The organism is Nocardia flavorosea, assembly GCF_015477805.1.
GTDB lineage: Bacteria > Actinomycetota > Actinomycetes > Mycobacteriales > Mycobacteriaceae > Nocardia > Nocardia flavorosea_A.
The window spans coordinates 419,136-436,994 of record NZ_JADLQL010000004.1 but is presented as its reverse complement, the minus strand read 5'-3'; the positions used below and the strand labels follow the sequence as shown (position 1 = coordinate 436,994).

Annotated in this window: 12 protein-coding genes and 1 tRNA gene; 10 read left to right on the top strand and 3 right to left on the bottom strand. The window is 66.8% G+C overall.

All coding sequences use genetic code 11. The annotated features are described in order from the left end of the window. Positions 1–74, bottom strand: a tRNA-Arg gene (locus tag IU448_RS20575). Positions 75–209: 135 nt separating this feature from the next. Between IU448_RS20575 and IU448_RS20570 the strand changes: the two genes are divergently transcribed. From IU448_RS20570 to IU448_RS20540, 7 genes are all read left to right on the top strand, one after another. Further along, on the top strand, positions 210–2,249 hold the full coding sequence (locus IU448_RS20570) for a cytochrome c oxidase assembly protein (protein WP_195057274.1): 2,040 nt from the start codon (positions 210–212) through the stop codon (positions 2,247–2,249). Next, complete coding sequence (locus tag IU448_RS20565; RefSeq protein WP_195057273.1) at positions 2,250–3,218, top strand: threonine/serine dehydratase; 969 nt, start codon at positions 2,250–2,252, stop codon at positions 3,216–3,218. 354 nt (positions 3,219–3,572) lie between these two features. Continuing rightward, on the top strand, positions 3,573–4,073 hold the full coding sequence (locus IU448_RS20560; protein WP_195057272.1) for a single-stranded DNA-binding protein: 501 nt from the start codon (positions 3,573–3,575) through the stop codon (positions 4,071–4,073). A 35-nt stretch (positions 4,074–4,108) separates the two neighbouring features. Next, positions 4,109–5,785, top strand: coding sequence for an energy-dependent translational throttle protein EttA (gene ettA, locus IU448_RS20555; protein WP_195057271.1), 1,677 nt, complete (start codon positions 4,109–4,111; stop codon positions 5,783–5,785). Positions 5,786–5,878: 93 nt separating this feature from the next. Next, positions 5,879–10,813, top strand: a complete 4,935-nt coding sequence (locus IU448_RS20550) for an NAD-glutamate dehydrogenase (protein ID WP_195057270.1) — start codon at positions 5,879–5,881, stop codon at positions 10,811–10,813. Positions 10,814–10,866: 53 nt separating this feature from the next. Next, positions 10,867–11,283, top strand: a complete 417-nt coding sequence (locus IU448_RS20545) for an acyl-CoA thioesterase (protein ID WP_280456887.1) — start codon at positions 10,867–10,869, stop codon at positions 11,281–11,283. Positions 11,284–11,329: 46 nt separating this feature from the next. Beyond that, the gene (locus IU448_RS20540; RefSeq protein ID WP_195057269.1) at positions 11,330–11,998 is read left to right on the top strand and encodes a hypothetical protein; all 669 of its coding nucleotides are present in this window, start codon (positions 11,330–11,332) and stop codon (positions 11,996–11,998) included. 494 nt (positions 11,999–12,492) lie between these two features. On the opposite strand, the gene IU448_RS20535 is transcribed toward IU448_RS20540, so the two are convergent. Beyond that, positions 12,493–13,224, bottom strand: coding sequence for an HNH endonuclease (locus tag IU448_RS20535; RefSeq protein WP_195057268.1), 732 nt, complete (start codon positions 13,222–13,224; stop codon positions 12,493–12,495). 346 nt (positions 13,225–13,570) lie between these two features. On the opposite strand from IU448_RS20535, the gene IU448_RS20530 reads away from it, so the two are divergent. The 3 genes from IU448_RS20530 (at position 13,571) to IU448_RS20520 (ending at position 15,117) form a co-directional block, all read left to right on the top strand. Next, positions 13,571–14,002: a globin gene (locus IU448_RS20530; protein ID WP_195057267.1), complete on the top strand. Its 432-nt coding sequence runs from the start codon at positions 13,571–13,573 to the stop codon at positions 14,000–14,002. Between the two features lie 370 nt (positions 14,003–14,372). Beyond that, positions 14,373–14,666, top strand: a complete 294-nt coding sequence (locus tag IU448_RS20525; RefSeq protein ID WP_033247364.1) for a hypothetical protein — start codon at positions 14,373–14,375, stop codon at positions 14,664–14,666. After that, on the top strand, positions 14,653–15,117 hold the full coding sequence (locus tag IU448_RS20520; protein WP_280456880.1) for a DUF5130 domain-containing protein: 465 nt from the start codon (positions 14,653–14,655) through the stop codon (positions 15,115–15,117). Before IU448_RS20525 ends, IU448_RS20520 begins: the two co-directional genes overlap by 14 nt. A gap of 75 nt (positions 15,118–15,192) precedes the next feature. Here the strand turns inward: IU448_RS20520 and pepN are convergent, their stop codons facing one another. Further along, positions 15,193–17,838 (bottom strand): aminopeptidase N, encoded by a 2,646-nt coding sequence (pepN, locus tag IU448_RS20515; RefSeq protein WP_195057266.1) that lies wholly within the window; start codon positions 17,836–17,838, stop codon positions 15,193–15,195. Positions 17,839–17,859 lie beyond the last annotated feature (21 nt).

The window sequence follows — 17,859 nt, the reverse complement described above, 5'->3', positions numbered from 1 at the left end:
CGCCCCCGGCAGGAATCGAACCTGCGACCTAGGGATTAGAAGGCCCTTGCTCTATCCAACTGAGCTACGGAGGCAGTGTTTCCACCATGGCGGACAACGGCCGCGCTGTCCAGCCGAAAAGTGTAGCGATCGATCCGATCGTTTGTTTTGGGCTGCCCGAAAACGGCCCCGCCGGGCCCGTCGGGCTCCGCCGAACTACTCTCGAAGCTATGTCGTCAGTCCAGGCCCCCGCCGTCGAACCCGCCGCCGAGGCAGGTCGGCCGGGCGGATCGGCGGTGGTGACGGGCGCGCTGACGGTGGTTGCCGCAACATCGGCGGCATTGGTCGCGATCCTGGTGGTGAGCGCCTCGGCGGCGCAGGCCCTCAGCCTGCTGGGAATCCCCGACCCGGGTCCGCTCACCACCTACGGTCTGCCCGCCGTGCGAGCCCTCGCCGACCTGTTCGCGGCGCTCACCGTGGGCGCCCTGCTCTTCGCCGCCTTCCTCGTCCCACCGCAGCGCAGTGGACTGCTCGATACCGGCGGCTACCGCGCGGTACGGCGGGCCTCGGGCCTGGCCTTCGCCTGGGCGGTCTGCACCGCGCTGCTGGTTCCCCTCACGGTCTCCGACAGCACCGGCCGGCCGGTGACCGAGGTCCTGGCACCACAGGAACTGTGGGGCGTGATCGACCAGATCGAGCTGGCCGGAACCTGGCGGCTGACGGCTTTCGGCGCATTTGTGCTGGCGATCGCCTGCCGGCTTGCGTTGCGCTGGGGGTGGACACCGGTTCTGTTCGCCGGATCGGTCGCGGTGATGATGCCGCTGGCGCTCACCGGTCATTCGTCTTCGGGCGGGGCGCACGACGTGGCCACCAACAGCCTGATCCTGCATCTGATCGCCGCGGCGGTCTGGGTGGGCGGCCTGGTCGCGCTACTCGTGCACGCCCTGCGCGACGGCACCCACACCGACCTCGCCGCCCGCCGCTTCTCACCGCTGGCGGCGGTCTCGTTCGTGGTACTCGCGGTGAGCGGTGTCGTGAACTCCTGGGTCCGGGTGCCCGTGGACGAACTGTTCACCAGCGCCTACGGCCGTCTCGTACTCGCCAAGGCCGCGGCTCTGATCGTGCTCGGCGTGATCGGGTACTTCCAGCGGCGCTCGGCGCTGCCGGCGCTGGCCGCCGAACCAGGCAACCGGCTGGCGCTGGTCCGGTTCGCGGGCGTGGAAACGCTGATCTTCGCCGCGACCATGGGCCTCGCGGTCGGGCTGGGACGGACCCCGCCACCACCGCCGACCAGTGTGCCCACCCCGATCGAAGTGGAACTCGGGTACGAGCTGGCCGGTCCGCCGACCGTCGCCCGGCTGCTGTTCGATTGGCGATTCGACCTGATCTTCGGCACGCTCGCCATCGTCCTCGCAGTGCTGTACCTGCTGGGCGTGCGCCGGTTGCGGGCGCGCGGCGACAACTGGCCGGTGGGCCGGACCGCGGCCTGGCTGCTGGGTTGCGCCGTGCTGCTGTTCACGACCTCGTCCGGTGTCGGCCGCTACGCGCCCGCGATGTTCAGCGTGCATATGGGCGCGCATATGGCGCTGTCCATGCTGGTGCCGATCCTGCTCGCGCTCGGCGGAGCGGTGACCCTGGCATTGCGCGCGCTGCCACCGGCAGGGCGCAGCGGAGCGCCGGGGCCACGGGAGTGGATTCTGGCGGCCGTGCACAACCCGGTCTCACGCTTCCTCACCCACCCCATCGTGGCTGCCGCGGTGTTCGTGGGCGGTTTCTACGCTCTGTACCTGGGCGGCATATTCGACGCCTTCGTCGATTCGCATGCCGCCCACCTGCTGATGAACGTGCACTTCCTGCTCAGCGGTTACCTCTTCTATTGGGTGGTGATCGGTATCGACCCGAAGCCGCGTCCGGTGGAACCGCTCACCAAACTCGCCATGGTGTTCGGCTCGCTGCCGTTCCACGCCTTCTTCGGTGTGGTGCTGATGGGTATGAGCACCGTTCTGGGCGGCTGGTTCTACCGCAGTCTCGGTCTGGACTGGAACTCCGACCTGCTCGGTGATCAGCGCACCGGTGGCAGTCTGGCCTGGGCCAGCGGCGAGGTGCCGCTGGTGGTGGTGATGCTGGCACTGCTGATCCAGTGGTCGCGCAGCGATGCCCGGCTGGCGCGCCGCACCGACCGGGCAGCGGAACGCGACGACGATGCGGAACTGGCCGCGCACAATGCCATGTTCGCCGAATTGGCCAAGCGAGATCGGGCAATGAAGTAGATGACCGAGCAGAAAACCCCGCTGACACCCCTGCAACCGTTGCGCCGCATCTACCGGTCCGATGTGCGCGCGGCCCGGCGGCGGCTGGGCCGGCACATCCGTAAGACGCCGGTGTTCCACACGGTGGTCCCGGGGCCCGGCGGGCCCGTGCCGGTCACCTTGAAACTGGAGTATCTGCAGCACGGGGGCACGTTCAAGGTGCGCGGCAGCTACAACGCGCTACTGGCGGAGCGGGTGTGTCCCGAAGACGTCGTGATCGCTTCCGGGGGAAACGCCGGGATCGCGGCGGCGCTGGCCGCGGCGGGTATGGGTAAATCCTGCACGGTGGTGGTGCCGGAATCGGCACCGCATACCAAGGTTGCGGCGATGTGGTCGCACGGTGCGGAGGTGCGCTGGCACGGAACCACCTATGCCGAGGCATATCAGCACGCGCGGGAGATCACGGCCGAACGCGGTGCACTCCAGTTGCATGCCTACGATCTGCCCGCGGTCGTGGCGGGTGCCGGCGTGATCGGGCTGGAACTCGAGGAGCAGGTGCGCGGACGTCCGCCTGTTCTGGTCGCCGTCGGGGGCGGGGGCCTGGTCGGCGGGATCGCGGCGGCAGCCGGCCGGCGCCGGGAGGTCGTCGGTGTGGAGCCCGAAGGTATCCCGACCATGCATGCGGCGCTGGCCGCGGGCAAACCGGTCGATGTCGAGGTCGCAAGCATTACCGCCGACGCCCTGGGGGCCTCGCGGCTGGGGGAGATCCCGTTCGATATCGCCCGCCGTTACGGGGTGCGCTCGGTGCTGGTCACCGACGATGCGATCACCGAGGCCCGGGACTTTCTGTGGCGCGAGTTCCGGATCGTGGTGGAACTGTCCGGGGCGGTGGCATTGGCGGCGATTCTCAGCGGTGCCTACGTTCCGCCGGAAGGTCAGCGTCCGGTGATCGTGCTGTGCGGGGCGAATACCGAGCTACCGGTGCTCTGAAACGAAACTCCGGACTGCCGATATCCCGCGGCAGCAGCCTCGTCGCCGCCGGTCTCGACGCAGCCGTCGGGATCGCGATGACCTTTCGAGTGCCGGAAGCGCCCGATCGCCGGTGCTCGGCTGGGGACGCGATCGGTTCTCTTGCGGCTTGCGGGGGATGTGGAACAGGGCTCGGCTTCGGCGCAGTCCGAGTAAGGGTCGCGATTTCCACAATCTCGACGGTGACGGGCACTTGTCCACAGATACCGGTTCCGGCCGCCGGGACTGCCTGCGGACGGGCAGGATGAATTCATCTTCCGGAATTCGGGGGCGGGCATTGCCCGGTGGCGCCGGGCTCGACGAAGGGGTGAACTCGTGTACGAAACTCTGGCGACAGTGGTGGGTACGGTGGTGACCGAGCCGGTCAAACGCGATCTCGCGAGCGGCGAGCAGATGCTGAGCTTCCGATTGGCCAGTACCGCGCGCCGGCTCGACCGGGAATCGGGTGAATGGGTGGACAACGGGATGCTGTTCCTGACGGTGAGCTGCTGGCGGCGACTGGTGGCCGGCGTCGACGCCTCCATCCACCGCGGCGATCCGGTGATCGTGCAGGGGCAGCTGCGGTCGAACGAGTACCGCACCCGTGACGGCGCCGAACGCCGGGACCTGGAGATGCGGGCCCATACCGTAGGGCCCGACCTCACCCGCTGCACCGCCCAGGTGGTGCGCCGGCGCACCGGGTATGCAATGGTGACCGGGAATAATCCGGCCGATCCGGACGCTGGGACGGCCGGAGACGGGGTGGCGGGGGAGCAGGACCATCCACTGGGGGAAGAGTCGGCATCCGGCGACCGGCCGGTGAACGCCGACGTGTGAAACCGCATCGATGTTTGACGGATAGGGTGATCGCCATGGCTGAGTTCATCTACCAAATGAAGAAGGTTCGTAAGGCACACGGCGACAAGGTCGTGCTCGACGATGTCACCTTGAACTTCCTTCCCGGCGCCAAAATCGGCGTCGTCGGCCCCAACGGCGCCGGTAAATCCAGCGTGCTGAAGATCATGGCCGGATTGGATCAGCCGAACAACGGCGAAGCCTTTCTCGCGCCGGGCGCCAGCGTGGGCATCCTGCAGCAGGAACCGCCGCTGAATGAAGAGAAGACGGTCCGCGGCAATGTCGAGGAGGGGCTCGGCGAGATCAAGGTCAAACTCGACCGGTTCAACGAGATCGCCGAACTCATGGCCACCGATTACTCCGACGAGCTCATGGAAGAGATGGGCAAACTCCAGGAGGATCTCGACCACGCCGATGCCTGGGATCTGGACTCGCAGCTCGAACAAGCGATGGACGCGCTGCGCTGCCCGCCGCCGGACGAGCCCGTCACCAATCTCTCCGGTGGTGAGCGCCGCCGCGTGGCGCTGTGCAAACTGCTGTTGAGCAAGCCGGATCTGCTGCTGCTGGACGAGCCGACCAACCACCTCGACGCGGAGAGCGTGCTGTGGCTCGAGCAATTCCTGGCGCAGTATCCGGGTGCGGTTTTGGCCGTCACCCACGACCGGTACTTCCTGGACAATGTGGCCGGCTGGATTCTCGAGCTCGACCGCGGCCGGGCCATCGGCTACGAGGGCAACTACTCCACCTACCTGGAGAAGAAGGCCGAACGCCTCGCCGTGCAGGGCAAGAAGGATCAGAAGCTGCAGAAGCGGCTGAAGGAAGAGCTCGCCTGGGTGCGCTCCGGTGCCAAGGCCCGCCAGGCCAAGAACAAGGCGCGGCTGGGTCGCTACGAGGAGATGGCCGCCGAGGCCGAGAAGATGAAGAAGCTGGATTTCGAGGAGATCCAGATTCCGGCCGGTCCACGACTGGGCAGTGTTGTGGTCGAGGTCGAGCACCTGGACAAGGGCTTCGGCGATCGTCAGCTGATCAAGGATCTGTCGTTCACGCTGCCCCGCAACGGGATCGTCGGTGTGATCGGGCCGAACGGCGTGGGTAAGACGACCCTGTTCAAAACCATCGTCGGCCTGGAGGAACCGGACAGCGGCACGGTGAAGGTCGGCGATACCGTTCAGCTGAGCTACGTCGACCAGACCCGCGCCGGTATCGACCCGAACAAAACCGTCTGGCAGGTGGTTTCGGACGGCCTCGACTATATCGAGGTCGGCCAGCAGGAGATGCCGTCGCGTGCCTACGTGAGTGCTTTCGGGTTCAAGGGTCCGGATCAGCAGAAGCCGGCGGGTGTGCTCTCCGGTGGTGAACGCAACCGCCTGAACCTGGCCCTCACCCTGAAGCAGGGCGGCAACCTGATCCTGCTCGACGAGCCCACCAACGACCTGGACGTGGAAACCCTCGGATCGCTGGAGAACGCGCTGGAACAGTTCCCGGGCTGCGCCGTGGTCATCTCCCACGACCGGTGGTTCCTGGACCGTACCTGCACGCATATCCTCGCGTGGGAAGGCGATGCCGACAACGAGGCCAAGTGGTTCTGGTTCGAGGGCAACTTCGAAGCCTACGAGGCCAACAAGATCGAACGCCTCGGCCCGGAAGCCGCACGGCCGCATCGGGTGACGCATCGCAAACTGACCCGCGGGTAACGCCGCAGTCGTTTCCCGCCAGCCGGGTGCGGGGCTACCCTCGGGGCGGCATCGGTATGTCTTCCGAAAAATCCGCGTCCAAGGGAGTGGGAAATGACGGTCTCGTCCGAATTGTCCAGCGAGGCTTGGGTTGCCGAACTGCCGGACAACCTCCGAGCCGGTATCCACGCTCTGGAGGAGGGGTACTTCCGGCATGTGGGCACCGACGAGGCGGACTGTGAGATCTCCAGTGCCGAACTCACCTTCCGTGCCCATCTGGCGCTGGCCCTGACCCGGCAACCGGGTCAGGGCTCGGTACGGGTCCATCACCCCGACGACGGCTCCGGGCTGGGGGCCGCGGTGCAGATCGTGACCGACGATATGCCGATGCTCGTCGATTCGGTCACGGCATTGCTGGCCCGGCTGGGCGGTACGGTGCGCGAGGTCATCCATCCCATCGTCACGGTGGAACGCGACGCCGACGGCCGGCTTCGGGCGGCCCGGCCGCACGATGCCGACCCCGCACGCACCGGCTCGGGCACCGGCCGCGAATCCTGGATCCACCTGCAGTTGCATCCGGCGACCAGCGCCGAATTACTCGACGAGATCGCCGCCGCCGTACCCGGGGTGATCGGCGACGTACGGCAGGTGAGCAACGATACCGACGCGATCCACGCCGTGCTCCACGATCTCGCGGCCCGACTGGACGAGGCCGGCGATACCGTCGTCACGGCGGACGCCGATATCGCGCCCTCCGATTGTGCCGGGCTGCTGCGCTGGATGGCGGCCGGGAACTTCACCGTGCTCGGATACGCCCGATACCGCACCGAAGCCGGCGAATCGGTGCCGGTGCCCGTGCCGGATTCCGCACTCGGGGTACTGCATCCGGGCACGGGTATCGGCTTCCAGGTGCCCGTCGGCACCGGGGCGCCGCGGCTGCTGCGGATGACCCAGGGCCTGGTCCCCGTCACCATGCAGCGAGCGGTCTACCCGTTCTTCATCGGTGTGGCCGATATGAACGGCGCGGGCGAGGTCCGCGGCGAGCACCTGTTCATCGGGGTCTTCACCGTGACGGCGCTGCACGAGAACGTCCTGGACATCCCGGTGGTGGGCACGCGGGTGCGATCGGCCATCACCGGTAGCGGTTTCGACCTCGATTCGTTCTCCGGTCAGGCGATGCTCGAGGTCATGCAGGGTTTCCCGCGCACCGAACTGTTCGCCTGCGATGCGGCCACCCTGCGGCGTATCGCGGCCGCGGTACTCAATGTGGGGCTGCGCCGGCAGGTTCGGCTGTTCCTGCGGGTCGATCCCTACGGCCGCTTCGTCGCGGCGATGGTGTACCTGCCGCGGGATCGCTATACCACCGCGGTCCGGCTGGAGATGCAGGACATCCTGGTCCGCGAACTCGGCGGCGCCTCCATCGACTACTCGGCCCGCGTGAGCGAAAGCGAGCTCGCCAGCGTGTATTTCACCATCCGGCTGCCCGGTGTCGATACCGCCGAACCGGTCCGGGTGTCCTCGGCGGAAGAGATCTCCGAATCCGAACGGTTGCGCATCCAGAACCTGCTCGGTGAGGCGAGCCGCACCTGGGACGACCATCTCAACGACGAGGTGAGCGCCTCGACCGTACTGGACCCGCAGATCGTGCGCCGCTACTGCGAAGCGTTCCCGGACGGCTACAAACAGGATTTCAGCGCGCGGCGGGCCCTGGCCGATATCGACCGGCTGGAACGGCTGCGGACGGGCAGTATCGACCAGCATCTCTATCGGGTCGCCGACGCACCCGCCGGATCGTGGCGGTTCACGCTCTATATCGGCGGCTCCGGGATTTCGCTGAGCCAGGTACTGCCGGTGCTCCAGAGCCTCGGGGTGGAGGTACTCGACGAACGGCCCTATCGGATCCGGCGGGAAGCCGACGGTATCGGCACCGCCGGCGAACGGTGGATCTACGATTTCGGTCTGCTGGCGAGCGCGGAGTTGTTGCGCGCGGCCCTCGATCAGGATCTCGACGCCGAACTGCTGGAGGTCGCACCGGGTCCGCGGGCGTCCGCCGCGGCGGTCGGAGTCCGCGACCGATTCACCGAGGCGTTCGACGCCATCTGGTACGGCCGGGCCGAAGCGGACGGCCTCAACGAGCTCGTCCTGCGTGCGGGGCTCACCTGGCGCGAGGTCGCCGTTCTGCGGACCTACGCGAAATACCTGCAGCAGGCGGGATTCCCCTACAGCCAGGTCAATATCGCCCGCGTCCTGCACACCTACCCGGACACCGCGCGGCTGTTCGCGCGGTTGTTCGCCGCCCGGTTCGACCCCGACCGGTATTCGGCCGAGGAGGCCGACCGGCTCGAAGAGCAGGTGCGGGAGCGGATCGACCAGGTGGTCAGCCTGGACGCGGACCGTATCCTGCGCGCCATACTGGGGCTGATCCTGGCCACCCTGCGCACCAACTACTACGTCACCGACGCCGACGGTGCGGTCCGGGACTTCATCTCGGTGAAGGTCGAACCGCAGGAGATCGCCGAACTCCCGCAGCCGCGGCCGAAGTACGAGATCTTCGTGTATTCGCCGCGGGTGGAGGGGGTGCATCTGCGGTTCGGTGCGGTGGCGCGGGGCGGTTTGCGCTGGTCGGACCGGCTGGAGGATTTCCGGACCGAGATTCTGGGTTTGGTGAAGGCGCAGGCGGTGAAGAATGCGGTGATCGTGCCGGTGGGGGCAAAGGGTGGTTTCGTGGTGAAACGGCCGCCGGCCGCCACCGGGGACGCCGCCGCCGATCGGCAGGCCCGGATGGCGGAGGGCGTCGAATGCTATCGCACCTTCATCTCCGGTCTGCTGGATATCACCGATAATGTCGACCTGGCCGGAGGGCAGGTACTGCCGCCGGAGCGGGTGGTGCGCCGAGACGGTGACGATACGTATCTGGTGGTGGCGGCGGACAAGGGTACTGCGTCGTTTTCCGATATTGCGAATGATGTGGCGGGGCGGTATGGGTTCTGGTTGGGGGATGCGTTCGCATCGGGTGGTTCGGCGGGATATGACCACAAGGCGATGGGGATTACGGCCCGGGGGGCGTGGGAGAGTGTGAAGCGGCATTTCGCGGAGTTGGGGGTGGATACGCAGTCGCAGGATTTCACGGTGGTCGGTGTGGGGGATATGAGTGGGGATGTGTTCGGTAACGGGATGTTGTTGTCCGAGCATATTCGTTTGGTGGCGGCGTTCGATCACCGGCATATTTTTCTGGACCCGGATCCGGATGCCGCGGGGTCGTTTGCCGAGCGGCGGCGATTGTTCGGTTTGGCGCGGTCGAGTTGGGCGGATTATGATCGGTCGCTGATCAGTGCGGGTGGCGGCGTCTACGATCGCACGGTGAAATCGGTTCCGATATCTCCGCAGGTGCGCGCGGCGCTGGGACTGCCTGCGGAAACCGTTTCGCTTGCGCCGCCGGAATTGATTCGCGCCGTTCTGCAGGCGCCGGTGGATCTGTTGTGGAACGGCGGTATCGGTACCTATATCAAGGCGAGCACCGAAACGAATGCCGATGTCGGCGACAAATCCAACGACGCGGTCCGGGTCGATGCGAACCAATTGCGGGTGAAAGTCGTCGGCGAGGGTGGGAATCTCGGAGTCACGGCATTGGGTCGTATCGAATTCTGTCGCGGCGGCGGCAAGATGAATACCGATGCGCTGGACAATTCCGCCGGTGTCGATTGCTCCGACCACGAGGTCAATATCAAGGTGCTGCTCGACGGTGTGGTGTCGGCGGGAGAACTCGATATCGCCGACCGTAATCCGCTGCTCGCGGAGATGACCGACGAAGTCGCGCAGATGGTGTTGCAGGACAATATCTCCCAGAACTACCTGATGGGAATCTCGCGAGCCGAATCGGCGCAGATGCTGAATGTGCATCGGCGGTTGATCGAAGAACTGGAGAACAGCCGGGGCCTGGACCGGCAGCTCGAGGCATTGCCGGCCGATACCGTGCTGAAGCGCCGGCTCGAGGAAGGGGCCGGGCTCACCTCTCCCGAACTCGCCAATCTGCTGGCCCATGTGAAACTGGCGTTGAAAGACGATCTGCTGGCCGGGGATCTGCCCGACAGTGCGTTCTTCGGCGCCCGGCTCCCCGACTACTTCCCGACCCCGCTGCGCGAGCGGTTCGGTGCCGCGATCAAGAAGCATCGGCTGCGCCGGGAGATCGTCACCACCATGATCGCCAACGAGGTGGTGGATCACGGTGGCCTCACCTACACCTTCCGCCTCGGCGAGGAGATCGGCGCCACCGCCACCGATACGGTGCGTGCTTTCGCGGCCGTCACCGAAATTTTCGGGCTGCACGAGATCTGGGCCCGGATCCGCGCCGCCGATACCACGGTCGGTGTGCGCGATCAGCTCGAACTGGAAACCAAACGAACCCTGGACCGGGCCTCGCGGTGGCTGCTCACCAATCGTCCCCAGCCCGTCGCCGTGGGCGCGGAGATCAACCGCTACCGGGTGGGTATTCGCGAACTGGCACCCAAGGTGCCCAGCTGGCTGCGCGGGCACCATGTGACGACACTGACCGATCACGCCGCCGATCTCGTCGCGCACGGGGCGCCGCTGGATCTGGCCACCGAGGTCTTCGGGCTGCTGCATCTGTTCCCACTGCTCGATATCGTCGATATCGCCGATATCACCGACCGCTCCGGTGACGAGGTGGGTTCGCTGTACTACGCGTTGAACGAGCACCTCAAGATCGACTGGCTGCTCGAGGCGGTGAGCCACCTGGAACGCGGCGATCGCTGGCATGCACTGGCCCGGCTCAGCCTGCGCGACGATATGTACAGTTCGCTGCGCTCGCTCACCCTCGATGTGCTCTCCGGCGGCGACCCGGAGGAGAGCGCGGACGAGAAGATTGCATACTGGGAGTCCAAGAATCAGTCCCGGCTCGGTCGTGCCCGCGCGGCGTTGGCGGAACTGTTCGAGTCCGGAACCCACGATCTCGCCACGCTGTCGGTTGCGGCGCGGCAGGTGCGCAGCATGGTGAGTGGGGTGGGTGCCCAATCGGAGGTACCACGGTGACGAACGCTGTTTCTGGCAACGGAGCCGGTGCCGAGGCGGCCACGGCCGCCCCGGTGCCGCGCTTCCACACCGCCGTCCATGTGCGCTGGTCGGATATGGACGTGTTCCAGCACGTCAACCACGCCCGCATGGTGACGCTGCTCGAGGAAGCGCGGATCCCCTGGCTGTTCGAGGAGGATCGCCCCACGGTCGCGCTGCGCAACGGCTGCGTACTGGCGGATCTGCACGTCAAATACCGCGGCCAGTTACGGCACGAGGACACTCCACTCGATATCGCCATGTGGATCGAGCAGTTGCGCGCCGTGGATTTCACCGTTGCCTACGAGGTGCGGGCGGTGGGTGCGGCGCCCGGCTCGCTACCGGCGGTTACCGCCACCACTCAGCTGGCGGCGTTCGACATCGAAACCCAGCGTTTGCGCCGGCTGACCGGGGCCGAGCGGGAATATCTGGCGCAATGGATGGACGCATGAGCGCATCGGGCACGGACGGGGTGGCTACCGCGGTGCCGGGCCCCCGGTGATATCCGACCAGCGGGTCCTGTCGGTTCCGGACCCGGCAGAGCGCGAGAATCTGGCCACCTTCCTCACCCGGGCTCAGCGGCTGGATCCGGCGGCGGTGGTGCGGTTGCGCCGGCGCGGCGAGGGGCTGGTGACCGCTTGGGTCGCCACCGGGTTCGAAGCGCTGGCCACCCGCACGATCGGCGCCGAACTCATGGTCGACGATGCGACGGTCGGCGCCGAAACGGTACTGGCCGCCCTGAACGCTCCCGGCCCGATCGACCTCGGCTACTCGCTCGATTCGGCCTGGCGCGGCGCCCTGCCGCCCGTCACGGGCTTCGGCCATATCGACGATCTGCCCGCCCGGACTCTGGTGGAGCTGGCCGAACGGGGAGCCGATCTGGCCAAGGAACACGGATCGAATCACGGGCCGCCGGCCTCGCTGCTCGACCAGACGGTGATCACCGTCTCGGCCGGTGAGGACGAGGTACTGATACCGATGCGGGTGGTCTTCGCGCTGACGTCCATGGATTTCATCCCGCATTCGGGAGACCGCGCGGAGGCGAACCGGATTCCGCCGGGGGAGTCGGTCCGCGTCCGCGCGACCAGAACGTGGATCCGCCTCGACGCCCGTTACGGTTCCGTCGCCCGGCGCAGGAACCGAGGGCTTTCGCTGACCCCCCGATAACGGCCTTCTGCACAGTGCGGGCACCACAGCAAGGTCCGCTTTGATTCGGCTATCGACCGCGCTGTGCTCGTAGAGCGTCGGCGCGGAGTTCTGAGTGGGCGACACGTCCGGTTCCGCCGCGACGGCGTCGAGCGTGAGGCACCATCGGCAATGGTCCGGCTCACCCGGAACTGAACGCGCCCGGTCCGGAGCCGGCGGGATGGCAGCTCGCTCGAGGACCGGCCGATCCGTAACGTGTGCTCCGGATATGCCCCGGGATGACGCGCACGTCCGCACCACGGCGGCTTCGGAATTGCGGTCCCTGGTTCGGTGGGCAGCCTCGAGCTTGTCGGTCTGCGACGGTGCGAACGCAACCGTGTACGCCCGCGCACACGGTTGCCCACGCCGCAGCCGGAGTGCCCTCGAGTCCGGCTCAGACGCGGCTGCCCATGCTCAGGGGAGTGCTCTCGGGCACGCCCCGCCGGGCGCACCGGAGCCTGTGCGGTATGCCGGGACTACGCCGCACCCTCGCCGAGGTACTGCAACCAGACCGGATCGAGCTCGTTGACCGTGGACAGCAGGCGCCAGTGCGGACCTTTCGGGGAGATCAGGGGTGCTCGTAGGGTCCAGCCCAGTTCGCTGAGCAGTTTGTCGGCCTTGCGGTGGTTGCAGGGGGCGCAGCTCGCGACGCAGTTCTCCCAGCTGTGCTCGCCGCCGCGGCTGCGCGGGATGACGTGGTCGATCGTTTCGGCCTTACCGCCGCAGTAACCGCAGCGGTAGTGGTCGCGCTGCATGAGGGCGGCGCGGGTCATGGGGACCCGGGCGCGGTAGGGGACACGGACGTAGGTGCGCAGGCGGATGACCGACGGGATGGTGACGGTGGCGCCGGCGGAATGCAGGACCGGGCCGGTGGGATCGTGATGGACCGCGTCGGCCTTATCGCAGACCAGCAGCACGATGGCGCGGCGGGCGGTGAGCGCGGTGAGCGGTTCGTAGGTCGCGTTGAGCAGCAGGACGCGGCGTTTGACCCAGCTGATCGGCTGGGTGGAATGGAGTTTGGCGGCGGGTTCGCCACGAGTACGGGCGGAATCGATATCGGCTGCGGTCGCGGATGTGTTCCGGTTGACCGCATGATCGGACAGCAGTTGCAGCGGAGGAGCCCCCGACCCACGAGCGTGGACGTCGGCGGGCTTCAGTTGTCGGTGGCGTATCGCCTCCGGTGATCGGGCGCCGGTCCGTTGCTTCATGTCGACCCCAAATTCTGCGTTTCAAGATCATGTGGTATCTCGCCGGGAGACAAGACCCAGTTGACCATGGAAAGCCCCGGAGTGCACGGTTATTTTGCACAATGGCTGGTTAACTGTCGCTGAAGCGACGTTCCAGGTAAACCGCCACGGGGATGCGCCGGGGAGCTGTCGACTCTGCCGGGTATGTCGCAGAACACGTACTCCGTCGACGGTGAGATATTCGCCCGGCGGCCGCCCGCGACATGCACCCGGGCCCGGCGATCGACCGCGGGTGTGTACCGCCGGATCTGCAAGCCCGCGACGACGCGGGCACAATGGACGGCGCATCCAGCGAAACGAGAGGTTCATGACTTCGGGTATTCCGGCTGCCGGCGATCCGGCCGGCGAACAGGCCACGATCTCCTTCTACGACGCCGTCGGCGGCGAGAAGACCTTCCGTCGGCTGGTGGCGGCGTTCTATCGCGAGGTCGCCGCCGACGAGATCCTGCGGCCGATGTACCCCGAACAGGATCTCGGCCCGGCCGAACGCCGCCTGCGGATGTTCCTGGAGCAGTACTGGGGCGGCCCCCGCACCTACTCGGACGAACGCGGCCATCCGCGACTGCGCATGCGGCATATTCCCTATGAGATCGGCCCCGTACAGCGCGACGCCTGGCTGCGCTGTATGCGGATCGCGGTCGCCGAGATCGAACCCGAGATCCTCGACGACGCCCACCGCCGCCAGCTGCTCGACTACCTCGAAATGGCCGCGAACTCCTTGATGAACACCGCCTGGTAACCCGGTCGCCCCCACCGCAGGGCGATCAGGCAGCCGTTGCCGCTGTACGCCACCCACACTGTGGCGTCGAGCCTTATGCAGCGTTTCCATGAGAAGACGACGCATCCAGCCGTGCCGCCGAGTCCAGCGCGATATTCAACGCTGCAACCCGAAATCCTGACGCAACCAGCGGCGGCGCCGAGTTCAGCGAGGCCCACACAGGGTTCGGCCCGCGTGGTGCTTCAGCCCTCGATGCAATGCGGCGCAGCCGCGAGTATCGAGGGCTGAAGCACCACCCCAAGGGGCCGAACCCCCCGCGCGCCTGCGCGCCGACAACCCAGCACACCACCGGTGCACCATCTACTACAGAGGATCGTCTACCTTTATCAGTGTGAGCATTCTCGAGACAGTGGCGATTTTCGCCGGTATCCCACTGGGGATCTACCTCATAATCGCTGGTTTGTCGTATCTCGGTAAGCCGCTGCCCGGTGAGAAGCCGGTCCACTTCGATATGAGCAAGAAGTGGACCTCCGCGCCGGTGCTGTGGAGTGCTACCGATGAGGTCACCGGGCACGGTCATTCCTATGATGCCGGTGAATCGTCGCATGGTTCGCATGTGGCGTTCGACGCCCTCGAATCCCCCCAGGAAGCGCTGATCGGAGGCCGGGCAAGTGGCAAGTACTAAGTGGCCCGCGGTGGTCGAGTCCGAACTGCCGCGCGGGTACGCGATCACCAGCAGCGGTCGGGTTTCCGGGGTGCACGAGGCCGGTGACGTGTTCAAGGAGGCGCCGTTCGACAACGACGAGCGGCTCGCGATGGACAATGTGCTCACCGAGGCCACGCGTGCCACCAAGGTCCGGTTCAACGTCTACATCGGCGATCTCGGCCCCGATGCCGGTGCCACGGTGGACGCACTGTTCCCCACCACTCCGGAGGCGGCCCGTTCGGTGCTCATCGCCGTCTCCCCGAACGACCACGCCGTGGAGGTCCGTTCCGGCCGGGATGTGGCCGATCGTGCCAACGACCGGGTATGCCAGCTCGGTGTCACCGCCGCGCTGAGTTCGCTGCGGCAGGGCGAGTTGATCGACGGTCTCGTTTCGGCGGTCCGGGTGATGGCGGCAGCCATCGGTCGCTGACCTTCCGGGAGCGCTCGCTACCGACGTACGACGGCGCGGCCACCTTTCGGTGGCCGCGCCGTCGTACGTTTACGGTCAGGAGATATCGAAGGCGCGAGCGCGCAGCGAGCGTTCGATCCCTGCTTTTCCTTCGAGCACCAGCCGCCGCAGGGCGGGCGGGTGGTCGGCAGCCAGGAATTCGTCGGCGCGGGCGACCGCTTCCGCGCTGATCGCCCAGGCGGGGTACAGCCCGATCACCACGGTCTGCGCGACCTCGCTGGAGCGGCGTTCCCATACCGCGGGAATTTCGGCGAAATACCGTTCCACGAAGGGTTGCAGCAGGGCGTCCTGTCCGGCGGGAGCAAAGCCGTTGACGATGGAGCGCGCGGTGATATTCGGCACCGAATCGTCTTCCATCACTGTCGCCCAGGCCGAGGCTTTCACGTCGGCAATCGGGCGGGCGGTGGCCGCGGTGGCGGCCTGCCGGCGGCCGGCGGCGGTTGCGTCGTTGCGCAACTCCGCGTCGATGGCCGGCGTGGCATCCGCGCTGTCGGTATCGATCTCCCCGGCCGCGGCGAGCGCGGTGAGCAGCCGCCAGCGCAGGTCGGTATCGACGGTGAGCCCGGGCAGGCCCACCCCGGCCGGGTCGCCGTCGAGCAGTTCGCGCAGGACCTCGGTATGCCAGGGCGACAGTTTCGCGCCGGTGAGGGCGTTGACGAACGCCAGCTGGTGGTCCGAGCCGGCATCGGCTTCGCGGGCGAGTTCCAGCAGGCGGTTGGCGTAATCCTGCCAGCCGGTGGTTTCGGCCCAATCCGGATCGGCGTAGCTGCGCAGGGCGGTATTGGCCTGCATGAGCAGCCGCTGTACCACCCCGATCTCGGATTCCGCGCCGATCCCGCGCTGCACCAGCGCCACGAAATCGCGCGCCCGGAACTCGGCCTGCCGGGTCATTTCCCAGGCTGCCGACCAGGCCAGCGTGCGGGGCAGCGGTTCGGCGATATCGGCGATGTGGTTGATCAGGACATCGAGCGAATCGGGGTCGAGGCGGACCGAGCAGTAGGTGAGATCGTCGTCGTTGATCAGCACGAACTTGCCGCGCGGTACGCCGACGAGCTCGCTGATCTCGGTGCGTTCGGCGGCGGCGAGGTCGAGTTCGACCCGTTTCGTGCGGACCAGTTTCCCCTCCTGCTCGTCGTAGACGCCGATGGCCAGCCGATGCACGCGCCGCTCACCCGCGCCGGGGGCCGCGCCCTCCTGGATCACGGCGAACGAGGTGAACGTGCCGTCGGCGCCGACCTCGAAATCGGGTCGCAGAATGTTGAGGCCGGTGGTCTTGAGCCACTGGGCGCCCCAGTCGGACAGGTCGCGACCGGAGGATTTCTCCAGGGCCGCCAGCAGGTCGTCGAAGGTGGCGTTGCCGTAGGCGTGCTCGGCGAAATAGGCGCGCAGGCCGGCCAGGAACGGTTCCAGCCCGACATAGGCGACCAGCTGTTTGAGCACACTCGCGCCCTTGGCGTAGGTGATGCCGTCGAAATTGACCTCGACCGCGGCCAGATCCGGGATATCGGCGGCGATCGGGTGGGTGGAGGGCAGCTGGTCCTGCCGGTAGGCCCACGATTTCTCGACATTGGCGAAGGTGGTCCAGGCGCTGGTGTATTCGGTGGCCTCGGCCTGGCACAGCACCGACGCGAAGGTCGCGAACGATTCGTTGAGCCACAGATCGTCCCACCACTTCATGGTGACCAGATCGCCGAACCACATATGCGCCATCTCGTGCAGAACGGTTTCGGCGCGGCGCTCATAGGAAGCGCGGGTGACCTTGGACCGGAAGACGTAGTCCTCCAGGAACGTCACCGCACCGGCGTTCTCCATCGCACCGGCATTGAATTCGGGCACGAACAACTGGTCGTACTTGCCGAAAGCGTAGGGGACGCCGAAGTTCTTGTGATAGAAACCGAAGCCCTGTTTGGTCTCGGTGAACAGCCGATCTGCGTCCATGAAATCGGCGAGCGAGGCGCGGCAGTAGATTCCGAGCGGGATGCTGCCGTGGTCGTCGGTGTAGGTATCGGTCCATTCCGCGTACGGACCGGCGATCAGCGCGACCAGATAGGTACTCATCAGCGGTGTCGTGGCGAACCGGTGCCGGCCGCCCTCGACGCTACCCGCGCCGTTGGAGATCACCTTCCAGTCGCTCGGGGCGGTGACCTCGATATCGAAAGTGGCCTTGAGATCGGGCTGGTCGAAGCAGGCGAACATCCGCTTGGCGTCCGCGGTCTCGAACTGGGAGTACAGGTAGACCGCGCCGTCGGCGGGATCGACGAACCGGTGCAGGCCCTCGCCGGTATGCGAATACTCGCAGTCGGCCTCCACCACGAGTTCGTTGCGTTCGGCCAGGTCGGGCAGGAGGATACCGGTCGACTCGTCGTATTCGGCGATATCGAGGGGTTTGCCGTTGAGCGCGGCCGAGCGGATGCCGCGGGCGACGATATCGATGAAGGTTCGTGAACCGGGCTTCGCTGTGAAGGTGACCGTACTGCGCGAGAAGAACGTCTGTTCGCCCGGTTTTCCACCGCTGTGGTTATCGGGGATGAGCGAGGGCCCTCCGTGGTTACGCTCCGCTACCGCCTCCGGGCCTGACTCGCTCATCCCGTCGGTCAGGTCGAGGTCGATGCGGTAGTTCTCGACCGAGACGACTCCGGCGCGTTCGATCGCCTGTTCGCGGGTGAGGTTCGGTGCGGACATCGGGCTCCTTCGAGGACACAG

What these genes read in the sequence shown, in the direction of transcription:
- IU448_RS20570 (WP_195057274.1), top strand. Translation starts at nt 210, where the DNA reads ATGTCGTCAGTCCAGGCCCCCGCCGTCGAACCCGCCGCCGAGGCAGGT.
- IU448_RS20565 (WP_195057273.1), top strand. Translation starts at nt 2,250, where the DNA reads ATGACCGAGCAGAAAACCCCGCTGACACCCCTGCAACCGTTGCGCCGC.
- ettA (WP_195057271.1), top strand. Translation starts at nt 4,109, where the DNA reads ATGGCTGAGTTCATCTACCAAATGAAGAAGGTTCGTAAGGCACACGGC.
- IU448_RS20550 (WP_195057270.1), top strand. Translation starts at nt 5,879, where the DNA reads ATGACGGTCTCGTCCGAATTGTCCAGCGAGGCTTGGGTTGCCGAACTG.
- IU448_RS20535 (WP_195057268.1), bottom strand. Translation starts at nt 13,224, where the DNA reads ATGAAGCAACGGACCGGCGCCCGATCACCGGAGGCGATACGCCACCGA.
- IU448_RS20530 (WP_195057267.1), top strand. Translation starts at nt 13,571, where the DNA reads ATGACTTCGGGTATTCCGGCTGCCGGCGATCCGGCCGGCGAACAGGCC.
- pepN (WP_195057266.1), bottom strand. Translation starts at nt 17,838, where the DNA reads ATGTCCGCACCGAACCTCACCCGCGAACAGGCGATCGAACGCGCCGGA.